Origin of the sequence: Pseudomonas sp. G1002 (assembly GCF_013385455.1) — a bacterium.
Classification (GTDB): Bacteria; Pseudomonadota; Gammaproteobacteria; order Pseudomonadales; family Pseudomonadaceae; genus Aquipseudomonas.
The window spans coordinates 1-18,323 of record NZ_JACAPY010000028.1 but is presented as its reverse complement, the minus strand read 5'-3'; the positions used below and the strand labels follow the sequence as shown (position 1 = coordinate 18,323).

Below are 18,323 nucleotides of genomic sequence, written 5' to 3'. Positions count from 1 at the left end.
TTAGATCAATGTTTCAGTATTCCAGTGCGGCCGGTTTCAGGTACATGCCGTCCGGACCTTGCGCGATACGCAACTTGCGCACGTCACCCGCCTTCAACGTGATGTTTTGCGCCGGTGGTGCGAGCATGCCCGGCAAGCAACCCTGGGATTGCCCCGGCAACAATTTCAGGCGCAACGACACATTCCCGGCCGGCAAGTTGAAGGAGGTGGCCTGCTCCTGGAACAGCCGCCCGGCCAACTGGTCCTGGATGTACAAGCCAATCTCGCAGTTGGTCGGCACTTCCAGGCGCTCCCGGGAAATGATCAGCACCGCATAATCTTCATCTGCGCTGGCCGGTGGCACAGCAGCAAACAAGCCCATCAGGCTGACAAGGCCAAAAAATGACCAGCGCATGGCGAATTCTCCGAGGTTCACATCGTGGATAAGTGCAGCTTGGCCGAGGGCGCGAATGAATGCCAGCCCGGCCGATGTTTTCAGAACTTGACCTTGCCATCATGGCAAGGTCAACACTGCGGGCAACCTCATTAAAGGAGTCATGTCATGCAAGTATTCAGCGTTGAAGGAATGACCTGCGGCCACTGTGTCCGCTCGGTAACCCAGGCGGTGCAGGATAAGGACCCGGCGGCCAGCGTGCGCGTCGACCTCGCGACAAAGGAAGTCGGCGTGGAAAGCAGCCTGCTGTCCCCGGCAGAGGTGATCAACCTGATCAGTGAAGAAGGCTACAGCGCCAAGCTCGCCTGACTTTTTGAATAGTTAGCGAGCTAACTTAATGTTCAAGGCACCCGAGCCCGGCTAGACTGTTGGGCTGCCGACTCACCTGGGTGCCTGATGAACCTTCGTATAATCCTGATCTTGGGGGCCTTGAGCGCGTTCGCGCCGTTGGCCATCGACTTCTACCTGCCGGGGTTCCCGGCCATGGCCGTGGCATTCGGCACCGACGAAAAACATATTCAGCTGACCTTGGCCGTGTACTTCACGGGCCTGGCGATCGGCCAGTTGATCTATGGACCGCTGGCAGACCGTTTTGGCCGGCGCGGGCCGCTGCTCAGCGGCGTCACCCTGTTTACCCTGGCGTCCTTCGCCTGTGCGTACGCGCCGTCCCTGGAATGGCTGATCGGCGCGCGTTTCGTCCAGGCCCTGGGCGGCTGCGCGGGCATGGTGATCTCGCGGGCGGTGGTCAGCGATAAATGCGACGCGGTGGGCTCGGCCAAGGTGTTTTCCCAACTGATGCTGGTCACCGGGCTGGCGCCGATCCTCGCGCCGCTGGCGGGCGGGGTGATGGTTGGCGTGTGGGGCTGGCAGTCGATCTTCCTGGCGCTGACGGTGTTCAGTGTGATGGCGGCCATTGCGGTAGCAGTCGGGCTGCCGGAAAGCTTCCCGGCCCATCAACCGCGCCAGCCGCTGTCAGGCGCACTGCGCCAGTACGGCCGGTTGCTGTCGGACCGGGTGTACCTGGGCTATGCCTTGACCGGCGGCATCTCGATTGCCGGTATGTTTGCCTACATCGCGGGCTCGCCCTTCGTCTTTATCAAGCTCTATGGCGTACCCGCCGAACACTACGGCTGGGTATTCGGCTCGAATGCCGCGGGCTTTATCCTGGTGGCACAGGTCAATGCGCGTTTGCTCGCGTCGCGTGGCCCGGCATTTTTGCTGTCGCGCACGGTGTGGGTTTACCTGGCGGCGGGTCTGTCGTTGCTGGCAATTACTGCGCTGCGTACGGACGCTTTGTGGCCACTGCTGGTACCGCTGTTTATCTGCATCGCCAGCCTGGGCTGCATTTTGCCCAATACCTCGGCCTGCGCCATGAGCGGGCAGGGCGCTCGGGCGGGCAGCGCATCGGCGTTGCTCGGCTGCATTCAGTTTGGTGTGGCCGCAGGCGCAGCGTCGTTGGTCGGCGTGCTGCACGACGGCACGGCGATGCCGATGGCAATGGTCATCAGCTTGTGTGGCGTATTGGCCGTAACGTTCGCGATGCTGACCCGGCGCCTGCAGCGCCAACGGGCACTGCAAGCGGCGGACTGATCAGGATCAGCCAGCAGAACGCTGCTGGCTTTCGGGGAATCGGTGAGGCGCCTGGATACGGGTTTGCAGGGTGTCGGCAAACGCGCGGGCCTCGGCCTCACTGCGGAAGGTAAAGGCGTTCTGGTCGAGACGGACCTGCCATTTGTTGCCTTCGGATCTTGCTAGCGCTTTTATCAGGATCTTCATTGCTGACTTCCTCACGTAAATTGCGTGGCAAAGGCGGCCAATATAAACCCGAATACGCTCACAAATATGACAAGGATCAAGTCTCTGACTAGCGGTGTCGTCCATTACTCACATGAATAACAGACGACACTGACAGAACCTTTCGTTAGAACCCTTCCAGCACGATCTTGCCCTTGGCCTTGCCGCTTTCCAGCAGTTCGTGGGCGCGGCGCAGGTTAGCCGCGTTGATCACGCCAAAGTGCTCGCCCACGGTGGTTTTCAGAGTACCGGCGTCGATCAGTTCGGCGACGCGATTGAGCAGGTTGTGCTGCTCGATCATGTCGCTGGTCTCGAACATCGAGCGGGTGTACATGAACTCCCAATGCAGCGACAGGCTCTTGCGCTTGAGCTTGCTTACGTCCAATGCCTTTGGATCGTCGATCAGCGCCAGTTTGCCCTGGGGAATCAGCGCTTCCACCAGTTGGTCCAGGTGCTGGTCGGTCTGGGTCAGGCTGGCGACGTAGTTCACCTGCGGATGGCCGGCGTTTTTCAGCTCTTCACTCAACGGTTTGCTGTGGTCGATCACCAGGTCGGCGCCCAGGTCCTTGGCCCATGCCTGGGTTTCAGGACGGGAGGCGGTGCCGATGACTTTCAGGCCGGTGAGCTGTTTCGCCAGCTGGGTCAGGATCGATCCCACACCACCCGAAGCACCGACAATCAGCAGGCTCTGGCCTTCATCGGCCTTGCCTTCACGCACTTGCAGGCGTTCGAAGAGCAATTCCCAGGCGGTGATGGCGGTCAGCGGCAGTGCAGCAGCGTCGGCAAAATCCAGGGTTTTCGGCATATGGCCGACGATGCGCTCATCGACAGTGTGCAGTTCGCTGTTGCCGCCGGGGCGTACCAGGGAGCCGGCGTAGAACACCTTGTCGCCGACCTTGAACAGGCTGACTTCGCTGCCCACGGCCTTGACCACACCGGCCACGTCCCAGCCCAGCACTTTGGCCGCGCCGTTTTCCGGGGCGACGTTCTGGCGCACCTTGGTGTCCACCGGGTTCACCGAGATGGCTTTGACTTCCACCAGCAGGTCGCGGGGGCCGGCGACCGGTTCGGGCAGTTCGATGTCTTGCAGGGATTTTGGATCGTTGATCGGCAGTGCGGCGTAGTAGGCGATGGCTTTCATGATGGATTCCAAAAAGGGGTCGGTTGATCAGGCAAGAAACTTCAGGCGCTGGAGTTCGAAATGCTCAAGCACGTCGGCAGCCTTGGCGCGGAAATTCTGGATATGCGCGCTCTGGTCGTGGTCGGCCAGCGCGGCGTCGTCACTCCAGCGTTCGAGCATGTAGAAGGTCTCGGGGTGTTGCAGGTCCTGGTGCAGGTCGTACTGCTGGCAGCCGGCTTCGATGCGGGTCGGTTCCAGCAGCTCGCGCAGCAGGGTTTCCAGGGTGGCCTGTTGGCCGGGTTTGGCGATCAGCGTGGCGATGACGTTAAAGGCAGCAGACATATTCGACTCCAGACACGTGATGAACGGGATGGACAGATGATTGGCTATTTCTCTGGAAGATAAAACCCGCTAAAAGAGCAGTCTCTTTCAATGCTTTTTTGATAATGGGCGGTCGGCGTGCTGCGTTTTGATGACTTGCAGTTGTTTGTGCGTGCGGCAGACCTGGGCAGCCTTTCGGCGGCAGCACGGGTGATGGACATGTCGGCGGCGGTGGCCAGCGCGGCGTTGAAGCGCATCGAGCAGCAGTTGGGCGCACGGTTGTTGGCGCGTTCCACCCGCAGCCTGCGCCTGACGGCCGAGGGCGAAGGCTTCCTGGAATACGCCCGGGCCGCCTTGAGCAGCCTGGATGAAGGCCGACGATTGTTGGCCAGCGGCCAGGATCAGGTCAGCGGGGTGCTTCAACTCTCGGCGCCGTCGGACTTTGGCCGTAACCAGTTGTTGCCCTGGCTCGATGAGTTCCAGCGCGAATACCCCGACCTGAGCGTACGCCTGTTGTTGGGCGACCGGATTGCCGACCTGTTCCGCCAGCCGGTGGATATCGCCCTGCGCTACGGCGAACCCGAAGACTCCAGCCTGATCGCGTTGCCCATCGCCCCGGACAACTGCCGCGTGCTCTGCGCTGCTCCCAGCTATCTGGCGCGGCACGGCGAGCCGCGCCACCTGGAGCAACTGACCCAGCACAATTGCCTGCTGTACATGCTCGGCAGCCGGGTGCATGACCATTGGGGGTTTAACGATGGCAAGCGTGATGTCGGCCTGACGGTGACCGGTGACCGCTTCAGTGATGATGCCGATGTGGTGCGACGCTGGGCGGTGGCGGGGGTGGGTATCGCCTACAAGTCCTGGCTGGATGTCAGCTCGGATGTGCTGGCGGGGCGCCTGCGGCTGATCCTGCCGGAGCTGCGGGGCGAACGTACGCCGCTCAATCTGTTGTGTGCCCATCGCGCGCAACTGAGCAAGCCGATCAATCTTCTGCGAGAAATGCTCGTTGCCCGTTGTGCGACATTGACTGCGCAATTGCCGGAGCGATCAGCCTCTACACCATAACCCCGGGGATATCGGGAAATTTCCTTCAGCTTCTGTCCTTGGTTGCGCTGTAAGACGGCACGGAACCCGGCGTTTTCACGCTTATACTTTTCCGCCAGACGCAGCAGACAAATGATTCAACAGGGAGTGAATGAGCACATGGAACAGGCACCTTGCATCAGTCAGATCGCCACCTTGCTGGCCGACCCGAAACGCACCGCGATGGTGTGGGCATTGATGGACGGCTCGGCCAAACCCTCCGATGAGTTGGCGGCACTTGCCGGGCTGTCATCGGCCTCGGCGAATGCGCATCTGACGCGATTGACGGCCGGTGGCCTGTTGCGTGTCGAAGCCCGCAGCGGCAAACGCTTTTTCCGGGTGGCCGCCGCCGATGTGGCGGCCGCCGTGGATGCATTGGCCTGCACCACGATGGCCAGTGTCGCCCGCAGCACGCCCATTCATTCGCGGTCATTGACTGCGCCTGCGGCTTTACGGCGAGCGCGGCTGTGCCATGGTCACCTGGGGGGCGAGCTGGCAGCAGGTTTGTATCAACGGATGATGGCGGCCGGGTGGATCGAGCGCGCGGAACAGCGTACGGACGTGACGCCGTCAGGTGCGCGCAAACTCGCAGCGCTGGGGATTTTTACCCAGGCACTGGCTCAGCCGATCGTGTGCGATTGTTTTGATTGGAGCGAACAGCAGCCACACCTGGGCGGTGCATTGGGGGCCGCGTTGTTGCAGTTGTGCCTGCAGTCGAACTGGGTCAGCGTGATCAATGAGTCCCAGGCGTTGCAGGTCAGTGAAGCCGGGCAACTGGAAATTGCCCGGCTCGCCAGACCGGTCGGTGATTAAGGCTTGACCAACCGTGCATCCAGGCTGTTTTGCGCCAGGCGTTTGGCCTGGTCCTGGGTCATGCCCAGCGAGGTGTACAGCGCATGGAAGTTCTCGGTGACATAACCGCCGAAGTACGCCGGATCGTCCGAGTTCACCGTCACTTTCACCCCACGCTCAAGCATGTCGAGGATGTTGTGCTGGGACATGTCGTCGAACACGCAGAGCTTGGTGTTGGACAACGGGCACACCGTCAGCGGGATCTGTTCGTCGATGATCCGCTGCATCAGGCGCTCGTCTTCAATGGCGCGTACGCCATGGTCGATACGCTGGATCTTCAGCAGGTCGATGGCTTCCCAGATGTACTCCGGCGGGCCTTCTTCACCGGCGTGGGCGACGGTCAGGAAACCTTCGTGACGGGCACGATCAAACACGCGCTGGAACTTGCTCGGTGGGTGGCCCATTTCCGAGCTGTCCAGGCCCACGGCAACAAACGCATCGCGGAATGGCAGTGCCTGGTCGAGGGTTTTTTCGGCCTCTTCTTCGCTCAAGTGGCGCAGGAAGCTCAAGATCAAACCGCTGGTGATGCCCAGTTGTTGCTCGCCGTCTTTCAAGGCGGCGGCAATGCCGTTGAGCACCACTTCGAACGGTACGCCACGGTCGGTGTGGGTCTGTGGGTCGAAGAACGGTTCGGTGTGGATCACGTTCTGCGCCTTGCAGCGCAGCAGGTAGGCCCAGGTCAGGTCGTAGAAATCCTGGGAAGTGCGCAGTACATCGGCGCCCTTGTAGTAGAGGTCGAGAAACTCTTGCAGGTTGTTGAAGGCGTAGGCCTTGCGCAGGGTTTCGACGTCGTTCCACGGCAGCGCGATCTTGTTGCGTTCGGCCAGGGCGAACAGCAGCTCAGGCTCCAGCGAGCCTTCCAGGTGCAGGTGCAATTCAGCCTTGGGCAGGGCGTTGAGCCAATCGTACATTTATAAATTCTCATCAGGTGCAATGGCGGCATTCTACAGGCGCACGCCGAAATAATCGGCAAAACCTGACCAAGCGGTGAGCATCCACAGGCACCGTGCAAGCAGTGCATGAACTAAGGTGTAACGAAACGTTAGCGGCGCGGTGCAGTCTGTACCCCATCAATGACGGATTCGCCGCGTTCAAAAGGCCTGCAATGCTCACATCTATCAAGCAAGAAAAATTCATGCTGCTGGCGCTGATTGCCGCCATCGCTGCCTACCCGCTGGAGCACTGGATGCTGCACAGCGGGCAGATGGTGGCGCTGTTGGCTGGCATAGCGCTGATCGGCTTTATCGTCGTGGCCTCGATGCGCGTGGCCCATCACGCCGAGCAACTGGCGGAAAAGGTCGGCGACCCCTACGGCACCATGATCCTGACCCTCGCCGCCGTGCTGGTGGAAGTAGTGATCCTGGCGATCATGATGAGCAACGAGCCCTCGCCGACCCTGGTGCGCGACACCATTTATTCGGCGGTGATGCTCGACATCAACGGCATCCTCGGCCTGGCCGCGCTGATGGGCGGCATCAAGCATGGCGAACAGTCCTACAACGACGATTCGGCGCGCACCTACAGCGTGATGATCCTTACCGCCATGGGTGTGTCGATGGTGGTGCCGGAATTTATCCCCGAGGCCGACTGGAAAATTTACTCGGCCTTCACCATCGGCGCGATGGTAGTGCTCTACACGTTGTTCCTGCGGATGCAGGTGGGGCCCCACAGTTATTTCTTCAGCTACAGCTACCCGGAAAAACGCCGCAAGAAACAGCCGGAAGAAGAGTCGCCGCCGATCAACCTGGCGTTTTCCATCGGGACGCTGGTGTTTGGCGTGATCGTGATTGGCGCGTTGGCCGAGGTGATGTCCAAGACCCTCGACCTGGGCCTGGAAGGAACGGGTGCCCCACCCGTGATCACGGCGATCATCGTGGCCGCGATTTCCGCCGCCCCGGAGATTTTGACGGCGTTGCGCGCAGCGCTGGCCAACCGCATGCAGTCGGTGGTGAACATCGCGCTGGGGGCTTCTCTGTCGACGGTGATTTTGACCGTGCCGGTGATGGAAGCCATGGCCTTGTACACCGGCCAGCCGTTTCAGATGGCGATGACGCCGGTGCAGACCGTGATGGTGTTTATCACGTTGATTGTCAGCGCGATCAACCTCAACGATGGCGAAACCAACGCCATCGAAGGGATGACCCATTTTGTGTTGTTTGCGACGTTTATCATGCTGTCGCTGCTTGGACTGTAACCAATCCTGAAAACACCGCAGAAATAATTGTGGAAACCGGGCTTGTGTGGGAGCGGGCTTGCTCGCGAATACGGAGTGTCAGTCGCCAGATATGTTGACTGACCCAACGCATTCGCGAGCAAGCCCGCTCCCACATTTGAAAAGTGTTTCTTCAGTTAAGTCCGGTTGATCAGTTCCCGTGCCGCCTGGCTGTGATCGGCAATCAAGCCTTTCAGGTCCAGGCCCTCGACCTGCCCGTCGATCACCCGCCATTTGCCGCCGACCATCACCCGGTCCGCTCGGTCGGCGCCACACAGCAGCAGCGCCGAGATCGGGTCATGGCTGCCGGAGAAGCGCAGTTCATCGAGCTTGAACAACGCCAGGTCGGCCTGTTTGCCTACGGCCAGTTCGCCGATGTCGCTGCGACCGAGTAACTGCGCCGAACCTTTTGTCGCCCAACCCAACACCCGTTCCGGGGTGATCTTCTCTGCCCCGTAACGCAGGCGCTGGATGTACAGGGCCTGGCGCGTTTCGAGGATCATGTTCGATGCATCATTGGATGCCGAACCGTCCACCCCCAGGCCAATCGGTGCGCCGGCGGCCAGCAGGTCCAGCGTTGGGCATATCCCGGAAGCCAGGCGCATGTTCGAGCTCGGGCAATGGCAGATGCCGGTACCGGCAGCTCCGAGGCGTGCGATTTCTTCCGGGTTGAAGTGAATCCCGTGGGCCAGCCACGTGCGCGGGCCTAGCCAGCCGACGCTGTCGAGGTAATCCACGGTGCGCAGGCCGAAACGCTGCAGGCAGAAGTCTTCTTCGTCGAGGGTTTCCGCCAGGTGGGTATGCAGGCGCACGTCGAGGTTGTTGGCCAGCTCGGCGCTGGCTTCCATGATTTCCGGGGTAACGGAAAACGGCGAGCAGGGCGCCAGGGCGATCTGGATTTGTGCGCCGTCACCGCGCTCGTGGTACTGGCGGATCAGGCGGCGGCTGTCTTCCAGAATCACTTCGCCTTGCTGCACGGTTTGTTGCGGTGGCAGCCCGCCGTCGGCCTCGCCCAGGCTCATGGAGCCGCGCGTGAGCATGGCGCGCATTCCCAGTTCGCGCACGCTGTCGACCTGCACGTCGATCGCCTGTTCCAGGCCGTCCGGGAACAGGTAGTGGTGGTCTGCCGCCGTGGTGCAGCCCGAGAGCAGCAGTTCGGCCAGGGCCACTTTGCTCGCCAGCGCGAGTTTTTCCGGGGTGAGTCGGGCCCAGACCGGATACAGGGTTTTCAGCCAGGGAAACAGCGGCTGGTTGACCACCGGCGCCCAGGCGCGGGTCAGGGTTTGATAGAAGTGATGGTGGGTGTTGATCAGCCCCGGAAGCACCACATGCTCGCGGGCATCAAAGACTTGCCCACAGGGCACGGAGGGTTCTTGGCCCCAGCCCAGCACTTCGGTGATCACACCGTCTTGCAGCACCAGGCCGCCACGGGCGTCGAGGCCATTGGCAGTGAAAATCGCGAGGGGGTTTTTTAACCAGATACGGGTCGCAGGCATTGGCCGGCTCCTCTGAATGATGGGTTCAGGTTTGCCAGCTCAGTGTTGCCCTGTCTGCTGATCCAGGGTCGCCGGGGAGGGCGAGGTGCGCAGTTTACGTGTGGATCGTTATCGACGGCAATCGGCCGATAACGATCCCGGTTTTTTTACCAGGCGATGGTGTCGCCCTTGTAGTCCACAAAGTGATGGCCGCCCTTGCCGGTGTAGGCATTCACCTGGTCAACCAGGCCGCGCACGCTGGTGGGCACGTCGATGTGGGCGTTTTCGCCACCCATGTCGGTTTTCACCCAGCCCGGGTGCAACGACAGCACGGTCAGTTTCTGATCGCCCAATTGGGTGACGAAGCTGTTGGTCATGGAGTTGAGGGCGGCCTTGCTGGCCTTGTACAGCGCCAGGTCCGAGCCGTCGGGAATGGTGACACTGCCCAGGATCGAACTCATGAAGGCCAGCACGCCGGTGCCTGGGCGGATCTGCCCGACAAAACGCTGGGCCAGGTTGATCGGCGCCACGGCGTTGGTGAAAAACAGTTGGCCGACTTCCGCCAGGGTGGCGTGGCCCGGTTCCTGGTTGGCCGGGCCTTTGACACCTGCGTTGACGAACAGCAGGTCGAAGGTTTTTTCCTTGAGGCGCTGGCTGAGGGCGATTACCGCCTGCTGGTCATCCATGTCGAGCTTTTCGATTTGCACCTCGCCCAAGGCCTTCAAGGCATCGGCCTTTTGCGGGTCGCGCACGGTGGCGGTCACCTCCCAGCCGTCCGTCAGCAGTTGCTTGGCCAGGCCAAGGCCCAGGCCCCGGGAGGCGCCGATAATCAGTGCGGTTTTTGAAGTGGACATGAATGGCTTCCTTTGACGGTGGAGGTTCACGGGTTCAGTGGACAACGCTGGCCGAGCCTTTGCTGCAACTCCTGGCGCAGTTGGTCGAGTTCGGCGATGCGGGTTTCGATCAGGTTGAGCTTGTCTTGCAGGAGCTGGGTCACGGCGCTGTCGGGGTCTGGAGCTTGCCATAATGCGCCGACGCTGTTGCCGATTTCACCCAGGCTGAAGCCCAGGCGCTGGGCGGTCTTGATGTACAGCACCAGTTGCACCATGTCGGCGGGGTAGTCACGGTAACCGTTGGCACTGCGTTGCGCGGCAATCAGCCCGCGTTGCTCGTAGAAACGCAGGGTGTCGCGACTGACCTGGCTGGCCTGGGCTAATTCGCCGATACGCATGTAGAGGGCTCAAGGGGGCTTGACCCTGGAGCATACTCCAGGCTTTAGCCTGCTGGCTTCTTGAATTTAAGGAGCTTACGGCTATGTGGACTGCACACCAATACCGTCGACTGGTTCGGGCCAGCGGTTGGTACGACCTGATTGTCACCGCCGCACTGGTCACACCCTGGACGTTTGTCCTGCTGCATAACGCCCTGGTGGCGTTGAACCTGCCCGGCGAGCTGCCGCCGTTCGCGCCAGTGCATATGTTGATGGCGAACCTGATGGGCTCGATTGTCTGCGTGTGGTCGGTGCTGCGAATCCGCGACCCACAAGCGATCTTTGGCCGCTACGACGCCGCCGGCCGAGTGCTGTTTGCCACCTGGCAGATTTACGCGCTGGCCCATGGTGCCAGTACTGTATTGGTGATTGTCGTGGTGTTTGAAGTGCTGTGGGCGGTGGCTCAGTTGATACCGGTGCGCCGAGTAGCAAGTTGATCAAAAAATGCTCAGTTGTGCCGGAACGTTGCAGGCTCTGCTGCGGGGTCACTCTTGCACGGGTTATCCACAGGTTGCTCCACAGTAATTGTGCGCAAGCGTGACCGGTGGATATAAGCGCTGTGGCCCTTTGTTCTAAAGGACATAACCCGCCTAACTGACTGTTTTTGAGCTGGATTAATACTTTCGTGCAGTGCCTTGAACAAAAACTGTACAACCGCCTGAAACCCTGATGACAGAAGGGTTACAGGCGAGTGTGCTCAGGTTATCCACAGGCAGGTGCACAGTAGATGTGGGCAGTTTCAGCGCTCCAGCAGAATGCGCCCGCGACTCAGGTCGGCGAGCTGCGCTTGCAGGGTGTCGATATGTGCCTCGCCGAGGGCCAACTGCAGGTCGACGCCATTGGCGGTGAAGGTTTCTTCCATCACCAGCCCACCCAGTTCGGCCACTCGCAGCTTCACCAACTGCAGCTCGGCAAAACCACAGGAGCAACTCAGCGGCACCCGTTTGATCAGCTCGACGCGTTCGGCGGCTTGCAGGCATTTGTTCGCGCCGCCGCCATAGGCGCGGGCCAGGCCGCCGGTGCCCAGTTGGATGCCGCCGTACCAGCGGATCACCAGCACCACGACCTGGTCGCAATCCTGCGCTTCGATCGCGGCCAGGATCGGGCGCCCGGCCGTGCCGCCGGGTTCGCCGTCGTCGTTGCTGCGGTATTGATCGCCGAGTTTCCAGGCCCAGCAGTTGTGCGTGGCGTTCAGGTCGCTGTGCTGGTCGATGAAGGCCTGGGCGTCCTGGGGGCTGCTGATCGGGGCGGCGAGGGTAATGAAGCGGCTTTTGCGAATTTCTTCGCGAAACTCGCAAAGGCCGGTAAGCGTGAAAGGCATGGGTAACTTCGTTTAGAGGGCCGGCTTGATGCCACAGCCTTTGAGAATGATGTGGATAAGGTTGGTGCCGGCGTCTTCCATGTCCTGCTTGGTCAGCTTGGTGCGCCCGGTCACGCGGCAGATCTGGGTGGCAAAGTCGGCGTAATGCTGGGTGCTGCCCCACAGCAGGAAGATCAGGTGCACCGGGTCGATAGGGTCCATCTTGCCGGCGTCGATCCAGGCCTGGAATACCGCCGCACGGCCGCTGAACCAGGCGCGGTAGTCCTGGCTGAAATATTCGGTCAGGCACTCACCGCCGCTGATGATCTCCATCGCGAAGATCCGCGAGGCTTGTGGCTGGCGCCGGGAGAATTCCATCTTGGTGCGGATATAGCGGGTCAGGGCGGCCGCCGGGTCATCCTCGGCGGTCAGGGTGTTGAAGGTGCTGTCCCACAATTCGAGGATGTTGCTGAGCACCGCGATGTACAGGCCCAGCTTGTTGGTGAAGTAGTAGTGCAAGTTGGCTTTCGGCAACCCGGCACTCGCCGCGATGGTGTTCATGCTGGTGCCTTTGTAGCCATGACGGGCGAACTCGTCTTCGGCGGCCTGCAAAATCGCTTGTTCGTTCTTTTGGCGAATGCGGCTTGCAGGTTTTCCGGCGTGGTTGCTGTGGGCAGGAACTTCGAGGCTCATGGAGGTTTCCGTGCAGATCGATGAAGGCGACGTGTGCACAGATAACCCACCCTCAAGCCCCAGACAAGTCCCGATACGATAAAACCCTTAAAGCGGCTCCAGAGTGTCGCTTTCCAGGGTCCGGTTCGCGGCATCCACGGGAGCCTTGGCTTCAGGTAGCAGCAGGCACAATACGATGGCGGTCAGGCCGCCGCTGGTGATGGCCGAGTCGAACAGGTTCTGCACCAGGGTTGGCATCAGGTGCAGCAGGTTCGGTTGCGCCGCGATCCCCAGGCCGACGCCGAACGAGGTGGCGATGATCAGCATGCTGCGTCGATCCAGCGGGGCCTGGGCGAGAATGCGCACGCCGGCCGCCGCTACGCTGCCGAACATCACCAGGGTTGCGCCGCCCAGCACCGGCTTGGGGATTTGCTGCAGCACCGCACCAATCAACGGAAACAGCCCGAGGCAAAACAGTACCGCGCCGATGTACAAGCCGACGTAACGGCTGGCCACGCCGGTCAGCTGGATCACGCCGTTGTTCTGGGCGAATGTGGTGTTGGGAAAGGCACTGAAGGTGGCTGCGATCATGCAACTGATGCCATCTCCCAGTACGCCACCCTTGAGTCGGCTTATATAGGAAGGGCCGCTGATGGGCTGGCGGGCGATCATGCAATTGGCAGTGAGGTCGCCGACGGTTTCGATGGTGCTGATCAGATAAATCAGTGCTACCGGCAGGAAAGCGCTCCAATCGAAGTTGAAACCGAAGTGGAACGGTGTAGGCAGGCTGATCAATGGCAAGTCAGGCAAGGCTTGGGGCACCAACTTGCCGCTGAACCAGGCGGCGAGGCTGCCCAGTGCGAGGCCGATGATGATGGCGGAGAGCCGTACCCATGGCGTGTTCGAGCGGTTGAGCAGGATGATGGTCAGTACCACGAACAGGCCGAGTGCCAGGTTGGTTGGCGCGCCGAAGTCCGGGGCATTGAAGCCGCCTCCAAGGTCAGTGATGCCGACCTTGATCAGGCTGATGCCGATCAGTGTGATGACGATGCCGGTCACCAGCGGCGTGATTACCCTTTTGAGCTGACCGATGAAACGGCTCAACACGACCTGCACTGCGGCGCCAAAGAAGCAGATACCGAAAATCATCGCCAGGATGTCTTCCGGGCTGCCGCCGCGTTGCTTGACCAGAAACCCGGCCGACAATACGGCGCCGAGAAACGCGAAGCTGGTGCCCTGCAGGCAGATCATCCCGGCGCCAATGCCAAACGGCCTGCGCGCCTGGATGAAGGTGCCCACACCGGAAACCATCAATGCCATGCTGATCAGGTAGGGCAGGTGGGCGGTCAGGCCCAGGGTAGAGCCGATGATCAGCGGCGGGGTGATGATGCCGACGAAGGCAGCCAACACATGCTGCAACGCGGCAAGCAATGCAGGCAAAGGTTTGGGCCGATCGTTGAGGCCGTAGATCAGGTCGCTGGGGGTGTTGGATTCTGGCGGCATGGCGGGGAACTCATGGCTGACGGTTCGAGATCCCCTTGTCTTGCAAAAAGCTGTCCAGCTGCTCAGGTTTTTCTGTAAGGCCCGTGTTAGCGCGTTGCGGCCAGACTTTCGAGAAAACTTTCCAGCACCAAATGAGGGCGACGGCCCTTGCGCGTGACCGAAGCGAGGCTCAAATCGTAAAAACGTGTAGCCGGTTTCAGCGCGCGCAGTCGGCCTTGTTGTACCCACAGGCTGGCGTAGTGGTCGGGCAGGTAGCCGATGTAGCGGCCGGTCAGGATCAGGAAGGCCATGCCCTCGCGGTCCGAGGCACTGGCGGTGCAATTGAGTGCCTGGTAGTGCGCCTGGATATCCGCGGGCAGGCGGAAGGTCGGGGCGATGGCGTCCTGGCTGTTGACGCGGTCGTCGTCCAGTTGCTTGTCGTCGGCGTAAAACAGCGGGTGGCCCACTGCGCAATAGAGCAGCGAGCGTTCGCTGTACAGCGGCTGGTATTCAAGTCCCGACAAGGCGCTGGCCTGGGGGACTACGCCGACATGCAGGCGGCCGTCGAGCACCCCTTGTTCGACTTCATTGGGGGCGATCATGCGGATCTGGATCTGTACGTCCGGGCCGCGTTCCTTCAACTGTGCCAGGGCGTGGGTGATACGCATGTGGGGCAGGGTGACCAGGTTGTCGGTCAGGCCGATGATCAGTTCGCCGCGCAAGTGTTGGTGCAGGCCGTTGACCTCGGTGCGAAAACTTTCCAGGGCGCTGAGCAGCTGCAACGCCGACTGGTACACCTCGCGTCCCTCCTCGGTCAGGGAAAACCCCGCCCGCCCGCGTTGGCACAGGCGCAGGCCAAGGCGCTGTTCAAGATCACTCATTTGCTGGCTGATGGCCGAGCGGCCAATCCCCAGTACGGTTTCCGCCGCCGAGAAGCCACCGCACTCCACCACGCTGCGAAAGATGCGCAACAGTCGGATATCGAAGTCGCTGACTTGGGCCAGAGGGTCGGGTCGACGGCTGCTCATAGTTTAGTGAAGGCCTGACTGAAGGTTAGAAGAGTTGGATTTCACCGACTTTATCCCCGTGGCAATTTAGCTGCAACAACGCTTTTCAATCCCGACGCTGCCTTTTGCCTTGCGAGGTTTTGCTCATGAACATGCCCGAAAACGCTCCGTCCACCCTGGCCAGCCAACTGAAGCTGGACGCGCACTGGATGCCGTACACCGCCAACCGTAACTTCCATCGTGACCCGCGCCTGATCGTGGCGGCCGAAGGCAGCTGGTTGACCGATGACAAGGGGCGCAAGGTGTATGACTCGCTGTCGGGTCTGTGGACCTGCGGCGCCGGGCACACTCGCAAGGAAATCCAGGAAGCGGTCTCCAAGCAACTGGGTACGTTGGACTACTCGCCGGGCTTCCAATACGGTCATCCGTTGTCGTTCCAGCTGGCAGAAAAGATTACCGACCTGACCCCGGGTAACCTGAACCATGTGTTCTTCACCGACTCCGGCTCCGAGTGTGCCGATACCGCGGTGAAGATGGTGCGTGCGTACTGGCGCCTGAAAGGCCAGGCGACCAAGACCAAGATGATCGGCCGTGCCCGTGGTTATCACGGCGTGAACATCGCCGGTACCAGCCTGGGCGGCGTGAACGGTAACCGTAAGATTTTTGGTCAGGGGCTGATGGATGTTGACCATCTGCCTCACACCCTGTTGGCGAGCAATGCGTTCTCCCGTGGCATGCCGGAGCTGGGCGGGATTGCCTTGGCGGACGAGCTGCTCAAGCTGATCGAGTTGCACGATGCGTCGAACATCGCTGCGGTGTTTGTTGAACCGATGGCGGGCTCTGCCGGCGTGCTGGTTCCGCCGCAGGGTTACCTGAAGCGTCTGCGTGAGATCTGCGATCAGCACAACATCCTGTTGGTGTTCGATGAAGTGATCACCGGCTTCGGTCGTACCGGTTCGATGTTTGGTGCTGACAGCTTCGGTGTGACCCCGGACCTGATGTGCATTGCCAAGCAAGTCACCAACGGCGCGATCCCGATGGGCGCGGTGATTGCCAGCACCGAGATTTATCAGACGTTCATGAATCAGGCGACGCCTGAGTACGCGGTGGAATTCCCGCACGGCTACACCTACTCGGCCCACCCGGTTGCCTGCGCGGCTGGCTTGGCGGCACTCGACCTGCTGCAGAAGGAAAACCTGGTGCAGAGCGTGGCCGAAGTCGCACCGCATTTCGAGAATGCGCTGCACGGCCTGAAGGGCAGCAAGAACGTGATCGACATTCGTAACTATGGCCTGGCCGGTGCGATCCAGATTGCCCCGCGTGATGGTGATGCCATCGTGCGTCCGTTCGAAGCGGGCATGGCCTTGTGGAAAGCCGGCTTCTACGTGCGCTTTGGCGGCGACACCCTGCAGTTCGGCCCAACCTTCAACAGCAAGCCGCAGGACCTGGATCGCTTGTTCGATGCGGTCGGCGAAGTGCTGAACAAGATCGACTGATTCCTCCTTCTATATAGAACAACTTTTCAGGAGCCCTGCATGAGCCTCATCCAGCATTTGATCAACGGCCAATTGGTCACCGAAAACGGTCGCACTGCCGACGTGTACAACCCGTCGACTGGCCAGGTGATTCACCAGGTGCCGTTGGCCAGCCGTGAAACCATTCAAAGCGCCATCGATTCGGCCAAGGCGGCTTTCCCAGCCTGGCGTAATACGCCACCGGCCAAGCGTGCCCAGGTGATGTTTCGTTTCAAGCAATTGCTTGAGCAGAACGAAGCGCGTATCTCCCAGCTGATCAGCGAAGAGCATGGCAAGACCCTGGAAGATGCGGCTGGTGAACTCAAGCGCGGGATCGAGAACGTGGAGTACGCGTGCTCGGCACCGGAAATCCTCAAGGGCGAGTACAGCCGTAACGTTGGCCCGAATATCGATGCCTGGTCTGACTTCCAGCCGTTGGGTGTGGTGGCCGGTATTACGCCGTTCAACTTCCCGGCGATGGTGCCGTTGTGGATGTATCCGCTGGCGATCGTCTGCGGTAACTGCTTCATCCTCAAGCCGTCGGAGCGTGATCCAAGCTCGACGCTGCTGATTGCACAACTGTTGCAGGAAGCTGGCTTGCCTAAAGGCGTGCTGAGTGTGGTGCATGGCGATAAAGGCGCGGTGGATGCGTTGATCGAAGCGCCGGAAGTCAAGGCGTTGAGCTTTGTCGGCTCGACGCCGATCGCCGAGTACATCTATTCCGAAGCCACCAAGCGCGGCAAGCGTGTACAGGCGTTGGGCGGGGCGAAGAACCATGCGGTGCTGATGCCGGATGCGGATCTCGATAACGCTGTCAGTGCCTTGATGGGCGCGGCGTATGGTTCTTGCGGTGAGCGTTGCATGGCGATCTCTGTTGCCGTGTGTGTCGGCGACCAGGTGGCTGACGCATTGGTCGCCAAGCTGGTGCCGCAGATCAAGGCGCTGAAGATTGGTGCGGGCACCACGTGTGGATTGGACATGGGGCCGCTGGTCACTGGCCAGGCGCGCGATAAAGTCAGTGGCTATATAGAGGACGGCGTTTCTTCGGGTGCTGAGTTGGTCGTCGATGGTCGTGGCCTGAGTATTGCCGGTAATGAAGATGGCTTCTTCCTGGGGGGCAGTTTGTTCGACCGCGTGACCCCGCAGATGCGCATCTATAAAGAAGAGATCTTCGGGCCGGTGCTGTGTGTGGTTCGGGTGAACAGCCTGGAAGCGGCCATGCAGTTGATCAACGATCACGAGTACGGCAACGGCACCTGTATCTTCACCCGTGACGGTGAGGCGGCGCGGTTGTTCTGTGACGAGATTGAAGTGGGTATGGTTGGCGTCAACGTGCCGTTGCCGGTGCCGGTGGCTTATCACAGCTTTGGTGGCTGGAAGCGCTCGCTGTTTGGCGACTTGCATGCCTATGGGCCGGATGGGGTGCGGTTCTATACGCGTCGCAAGGCGATTACCCAGCGCTGGCCGCAACGGGCCAGTCATGAGGCGTCGCAGTTTGCCTTTCCTAGCTTGTAGGTTCGGTAAGTAGAAGGCCGGCCCCTTGGGGCCGGCCTTTGCTTTTCAGGGCATTTTTGACCGATATGACAGTATTGTGAAAAAAGGTGTTGACGGCAGATTCTGGAAGTCTATAATTCGCCCCACTTCCGGCGCAGTCGAAACGGAAAACTCCTTGATAAACAAAGAGTTATGTAGGTTTCGACAGCGAGTAGCTTCAGATCATCGAAGCCCAGAAGGAGTTAGTAAGGCAGTGTTGTTTGGCCCTATTAACGTTTCGATCTTCTCGGT

Annotated in this window: 20 protein-coding genes; 8 read left to right on the top strand and 12 right to left on the bottom strand. The window is 60.6% G+C overall.

The features are described from left to right. Nucleotides 1-13: 13 nt before the first annotated feature. The gene (locus tag HX801_RS17930) at nt 14-394 is read right to left on the bottom strand and encodes a hypothetical protein (RefSeq protein ID WP_003211148.1); all 381 of its coding nucleotides are present in this window, start codon (nt 392-394) and stop codon (nt 14-16) included. Nucleotides 395-541: 147 nt separating this feature from the next. Here HX801_RS17930 and HX801_RS17925 point away from each other — a divergent pair, with 147 nt between their 5' ends. Together HX801_RS17925 and HX801_RS17920 are read left to right on the top strand one after the other, a co-directional pair. Next, nucleotides 542-742 (top strand): heavy-metal-associated domain-containing protein, encoded by a 201-nt coding sequence (locus tag HX801_RS17925; RefSeq protein ID WP_003211150.1) that lies wholly within the window; start codon nt 542-544, stop codon nt 740-742. Nucleotides 743-829: 87 nt separating this feature from the next. Next, complete coding sequence (locus HX801_RS17920) at nt 830-2,023, top strand: multidrug effflux MFS transporter (RefSeq protein WP_087693476.1); 1,194 nt, start codon at nt 830-832, stop codon at nt 2,021-2,023. Nucleotides 2,024-2,029: 6 nt separating this feature from the next. Here HX801_RS17920 and HX801_RS17915 read toward each other — a convergent pair whose 3' ends face one another. The 3 genes from HX801_RS17915 to HX801_RS17905 all read right to left on the bottom strand — a co-directional run bounded on the left by HX801_RS17915 (nt 2,030) and on the right by HX801_RS17905 (nt 3,689). Beyond that, a complete protein-coding gene (locus HX801_RS17915; RefSeq protein WP_003211153.1) occupies nt 2,030-2,209 on the bottom strand; it encodes a hypothetical protein in 180 nt (59 codons plus the stop codon). A 145-nt stretch (nt 2,210-2,354) separates the two neighbouring features. Continuing rightward, nucleotides 2,355-3,368 (bottom strand): zinc-binding alcohol dehydrogenase family protein, encoded by a 1,014-nt coding sequence (locus HX801_RS17910; protein WP_177022454.1) that lies wholly within the window; start codon nt 3,366-3,368, stop codon nt 2,355-2,357. A gap of 27 nt (nt 3,369-3,395) precedes the next feature. Beyond that, complete coding sequence (locus tag HX801_RS17905; RefSeq protein ID WP_177022453.1) at nt 3,396-3,689, bottom strand: putative quinol monooxygenase; 294 nt, start codon at nt 3,687-3,689, stop codon at nt 3,396-3,398. Between the two features lie 117 nt (nt 3,690-3,806). On the opposite strand from HX801_RS17905, the gene HX801_RS17900 reads away from it, so the two are divergent. Further along, nucleotides 3,807-4,736, top strand: coding sequence for a LysR family transcriptional regulator (locus tag HX801_RS17900; RefSeq protein ID WP_087693475.1), 930 nt, complete (start codon nt 3,807-3,809; stop codon nt 4,734-4,736). 138 nt (nt 4,737-4,874) lie between these two features. Continuing rightward, nucleotides 4,875-5,567: a helix-turn-helix transcriptional regulator gene (locus HX801_RS17895; protein WP_087693474.1), complete on the top strand. Its 693-nt coding sequence runs from the start codon at nt 4,875-4,877 to the stop codon at nt 5,565-5,567. On the opposite strand, the gene HX801_RS17890 is transcribed toward HX801_RS17895, so the two are convergent. Next, nucleotides 5,564-6,517, bottom strand: a complete 954-nt coding sequence (locus HX801_RS17890) for an adenosine deaminase (protein ID WP_008430770.1) — start codon at nt 6,515-6,517, stop codon at nt 5,564-5,566. The genes HX801_RS17895 and HX801_RS17890 overlap by 4 nt on opposite strands. 194 nt (nt 6,518-6,711) lie before the next feature. Between HX801_RS17890 and HX801_RS17885 the strand changes: the two genes are divergently transcribed. After that, entirely contained in the window at nt 6,712-7,800 is a 1,089-nt protein-coding gene (locus tag HX801_RS17885; protein WP_003211166.1) for a calcium:proton antiporter, read from the top strand. A 155-nt stretch (nt 7,801-7,955) separates the two neighbouring features. Here HX801_RS17885 and HX801_RS17880 read toward each other — a convergent pair whose 3' ends face one another. From HX801_RS17880 to HX801_RS17870, 3 genes are all read right to left on the bottom strand, one after another. Further along, nucleotides 7,956-9,314, bottom strand: coding sequence for an 8-oxoguanine deaminase (locus HX801_RS17880; RefSeq protein WP_102605231.1), 1,359 nt, complete (start codon nt 9,312-9,314; stop codon nt 7,956-7,958). 146 nt (nt 9,315-9,460) lie between these two features. Continuing rightward, nucleotides 9,461-10,147 (bottom strand): SDR family oxidoreductase, encoded by a 687-nt coding sequence (locus tag HX801_RS17875; RefSeq protein WP_102605232.1) that lies wholly within the window; start codon nt 10,145-10,147, stop codon nt 9,461-9,463. Between the two features lie 26 nt (nt 10,148-10,173). Then, nucleotides 10,174-10,524: a MerR family transcriptional regulator gene (locus tag HX801_RS17870; RefSeq protein WP_003211171.1), complete on the bottom strand. Its 351-nt coding sequence runs from the start codon at nt 10,522-10,524 to the stop codon at nt 10,174-10,176. Between the two features lie 83 nt (nt 10,525-10,607). Between HX801_RS17870 and HX801_RS17865 the strand changes: the two genes are divergently transcribed. Beyond that, entirely contained in the window at nt 10,608-11,000 is a 393-nt protein-coding gene (locus HX801_RS17865) for a hypothetical protein (protein WP_003211172.1), read from the top strand. Between the two features lie 302 nt (nt 11,001-11,302). Here the strand turns inward: HX801_RS17865 and HX801_RS17860 are convergent, their stop codons facing one another. The 4 genes from HX801_RS17860 to HX801_RS17845 all read right to left on the bottom strand — a co-directional run bounded on the left by HX801_RS17860 (nt 11,303) and on the right by HX801_RS17845 (nt 15,045). Further along, nucleotides 11,303-11,884 carry a YigZ family protein gene (locus tag HX801_RS17860; protein ID WP_102368022.1) on the bottom strand — a complete coding sequence of 194 codons (582 nt, stop codon included), beginning with the start codon at nt 11,882-11,884 and terminating at the stop codon, nt 11,303-11,305. 12 nt (nt 11,885-11,896) lie between these two features. Next, the gene (locus tag HX801_RS17855; protein ID WP_003211175.1) at nt 11,897-12,556 is read right to left on the bottom strand and encodes a TetR/AcrR family transcriptional regulator; all 660 of its coding nucleotides are present in this window, start codon (nt 12,554-12,556) and stop codon (nt 11,897-11,899) included. A gap of 87 nt (nt 12,557-12,643) precedes the next feature. Beyond that, the gene (locus HX801_RS17850; protein WP_003211176.1) at nt 12,644-14,038 is read right to left on the bottom strand and encodes a uracil-xanthine permease family protein; all 1,395 of its coding nucleotides are present in this window, start codon (nt 14,036-14,038) and stop codon (nt 12,644-12,646) included. An 86-nt stretch (nt 14,039-14,124) separates the two neighbouring features. Continuing rightward, nucleotides 14,125-15,045, bottom strand: a complete 921-nt coding sequence (locus tag HX801_RS17845) for a LysR family transcriptional regulator (RefSeq protein ID WP_087693467.1) — start codon at nt 15,043-15,045, stop codon at nt 14,125-14,127. A gap of 125 nt (nt 15,046-15,170) precedes the next feature. On the opposite strand from HX801_RS17845, the gene HX801_RS17840 reads away from it, so the two are divergent. Beyond that, on the top strand, nt 15,171-16,520 hold the full coding sequence (locus HX801_RS17840; protein WP_008430786.1) for an aspartate aminotransferase family protein: 1,350 nt from the start codon (nt 15,171-15,173) through the stop codon (nt 16,518-16,520). Between the two features lie 39 nt (nt 16,521-16,559). After that, a complete protein-coding gene (locus HX801_RS17835; protein ID WP_003211182.1) occupies nt 16,560-18,053 on the top strand; it encodes a CoA-acylating methylmalonate-semialdehyde dehydrogenase in 1,494 nt (497 codons plus the stop codon). Nucleotides 18,054-18,323: the final 270 nt, after the last annotated feature.

What these genes read in the sequence shown, in the direction of transcription:
- HX801_RS17925 (WP_003211150.1), top strand. Translation starts at nt 542, where the DNA reads ATGCAAGTATTCAGCGTTGAAGGAATGACCTGCGGCCACTGTGTCCGC.
- HX801_RS17870 (WP_003211171.1), bottom strand. Translation starts at nt 10,524, where the DNA reads ATGCGTATCGGCGAATTAGCCCAGGCCAGCCAGGTCAGTCGCGACACC.
- HX801_RS17885 (WP_003211166.1), top strand. Translation starts at nt 6,712, where the DNA reads ATGCTCACATCTATCAAGCAAGAAAAATTCATGCTGCTGGCGCTGATT.
- HX801_RS17880 (WP_102605231.1), bottom strand. Translation starts at nt 9,314, where the DNA reads ATGCCTGCGACCCGTATCTGGTTAAAAAACCCCCTCGCGATTTTCACT.
- HX801_RS17910 (WP_177022454.1), bottom strand. Translation starts at nt 3,368, where the DNA reads ATGAAAGCCATCGCCTACTACGCCGCACTGCCGATCAACGATCCAAAA.
- HX801_RS17930 (WP_003211148.1), bottom strand. Translation starts at nt 394, where the DNA reads ATGCGCTGGTCATTTTTTGGCCTTGTCAGCCTGATGGGCTTGTTTGCT.
- HX801_RS17835 (WP_003211182.1), top strand. Translation starts at nt 16,560, where the DNA reads ATGAGCCTCATCCAGCATTTGATCAACGGCCAATTGGTCACCGAAAAC.
- HX801_RS17890 (WP_008430770.1), bottom strand. Translation starts at nt 6,517, where the DNA reads ATGTACGATTGGCTCAACGCCCTGCCCAAGGCTGAATTGCACCTGCAC.
- HX801_RS17875 (WP_102605232.1), bottom strand. Translation starts at nt 10,147, where the DNA reads ATGTCCACTTCAAAAACCGCACTGATTATCGGCGCCTCCCGGGGCCTG.
- HX801_RS17850 (WP_003211176.1), bottom strand. Translation starts at nt 14,038, where the DNA reads ATGCCGCCAGAATCCAACACCCCCAGCGACCTGATCTACGGCCTCAAC.
- HX801_RS17860 (WP_102368022.1), bottom strand. Translation starts at nt 11,884, where the DNA reads ATGCCTTTCACGCTTACCGGCCTTTGCGAGTTTCGCGAAGAAATTCGC.
- HX801_RS17840 (WP_008430786.1), top strand. Translation starts at nt 15,171, where the DNA reads ATGAACATGCCCGAAAACGCTCCGTCCACCCTGGCCAGCCAACTGAAG.
- HX801_RS17915 (WP_003211153.1), bottom strand. Translation starts at nt 2,209, where the DNA reads ATGAAGATCCTGATAAAAGCGCTAGCAAGATCCGAAGGCAACAAATGG.
- HX801_RS17845 (WP_087693467.1), bottom strand. Translation starts at nt 15,045, where the DNA reads ATGAGCAGCCGTCGACCCGACCCTCTGGCCCAAGTCAGCGACTTCGAT.
- HX801_RS17920 (WP_087693476.1), top strand. Translation starts at nt 830, where the DNA reads ATGAACCTTCGTATAATCCTGATCTTGGGGGCCTTGAGCGCGTTCGCG.
- HX801_RS17905 (WP_177022453.1), bottom strand. Translation starts at nt 3,689, where the DNA reads ATGTCTGCTGCCTTTAACGTCATCGCCACGCTGATCGCCAAACCCGGC.
- HX801_RS17895 (WP_087693474.1), top strand. Translation starts at nt 4,875, where the DNA reads ATGGAACAGGCACCTTGCATCAGTCAGATCGCCACCTTGCTGGCCGAC.
- HX801_RS17865 (WP_003211172.1), top strand. Translation starts at nt 10,608, where the DNA reads ATGTGGACTGCACACCAATACCGTCGACTGGTTCGGGCCAGCGGTTGG.
- HX801_RS17855 (WP_003211175.1), bottom strand. Translation starts at nt 12,556, where the DNA reads ATGAGCCTCGAAGTTCCTGCCCACAGCAACCACGCCGGAAAACCTGCA.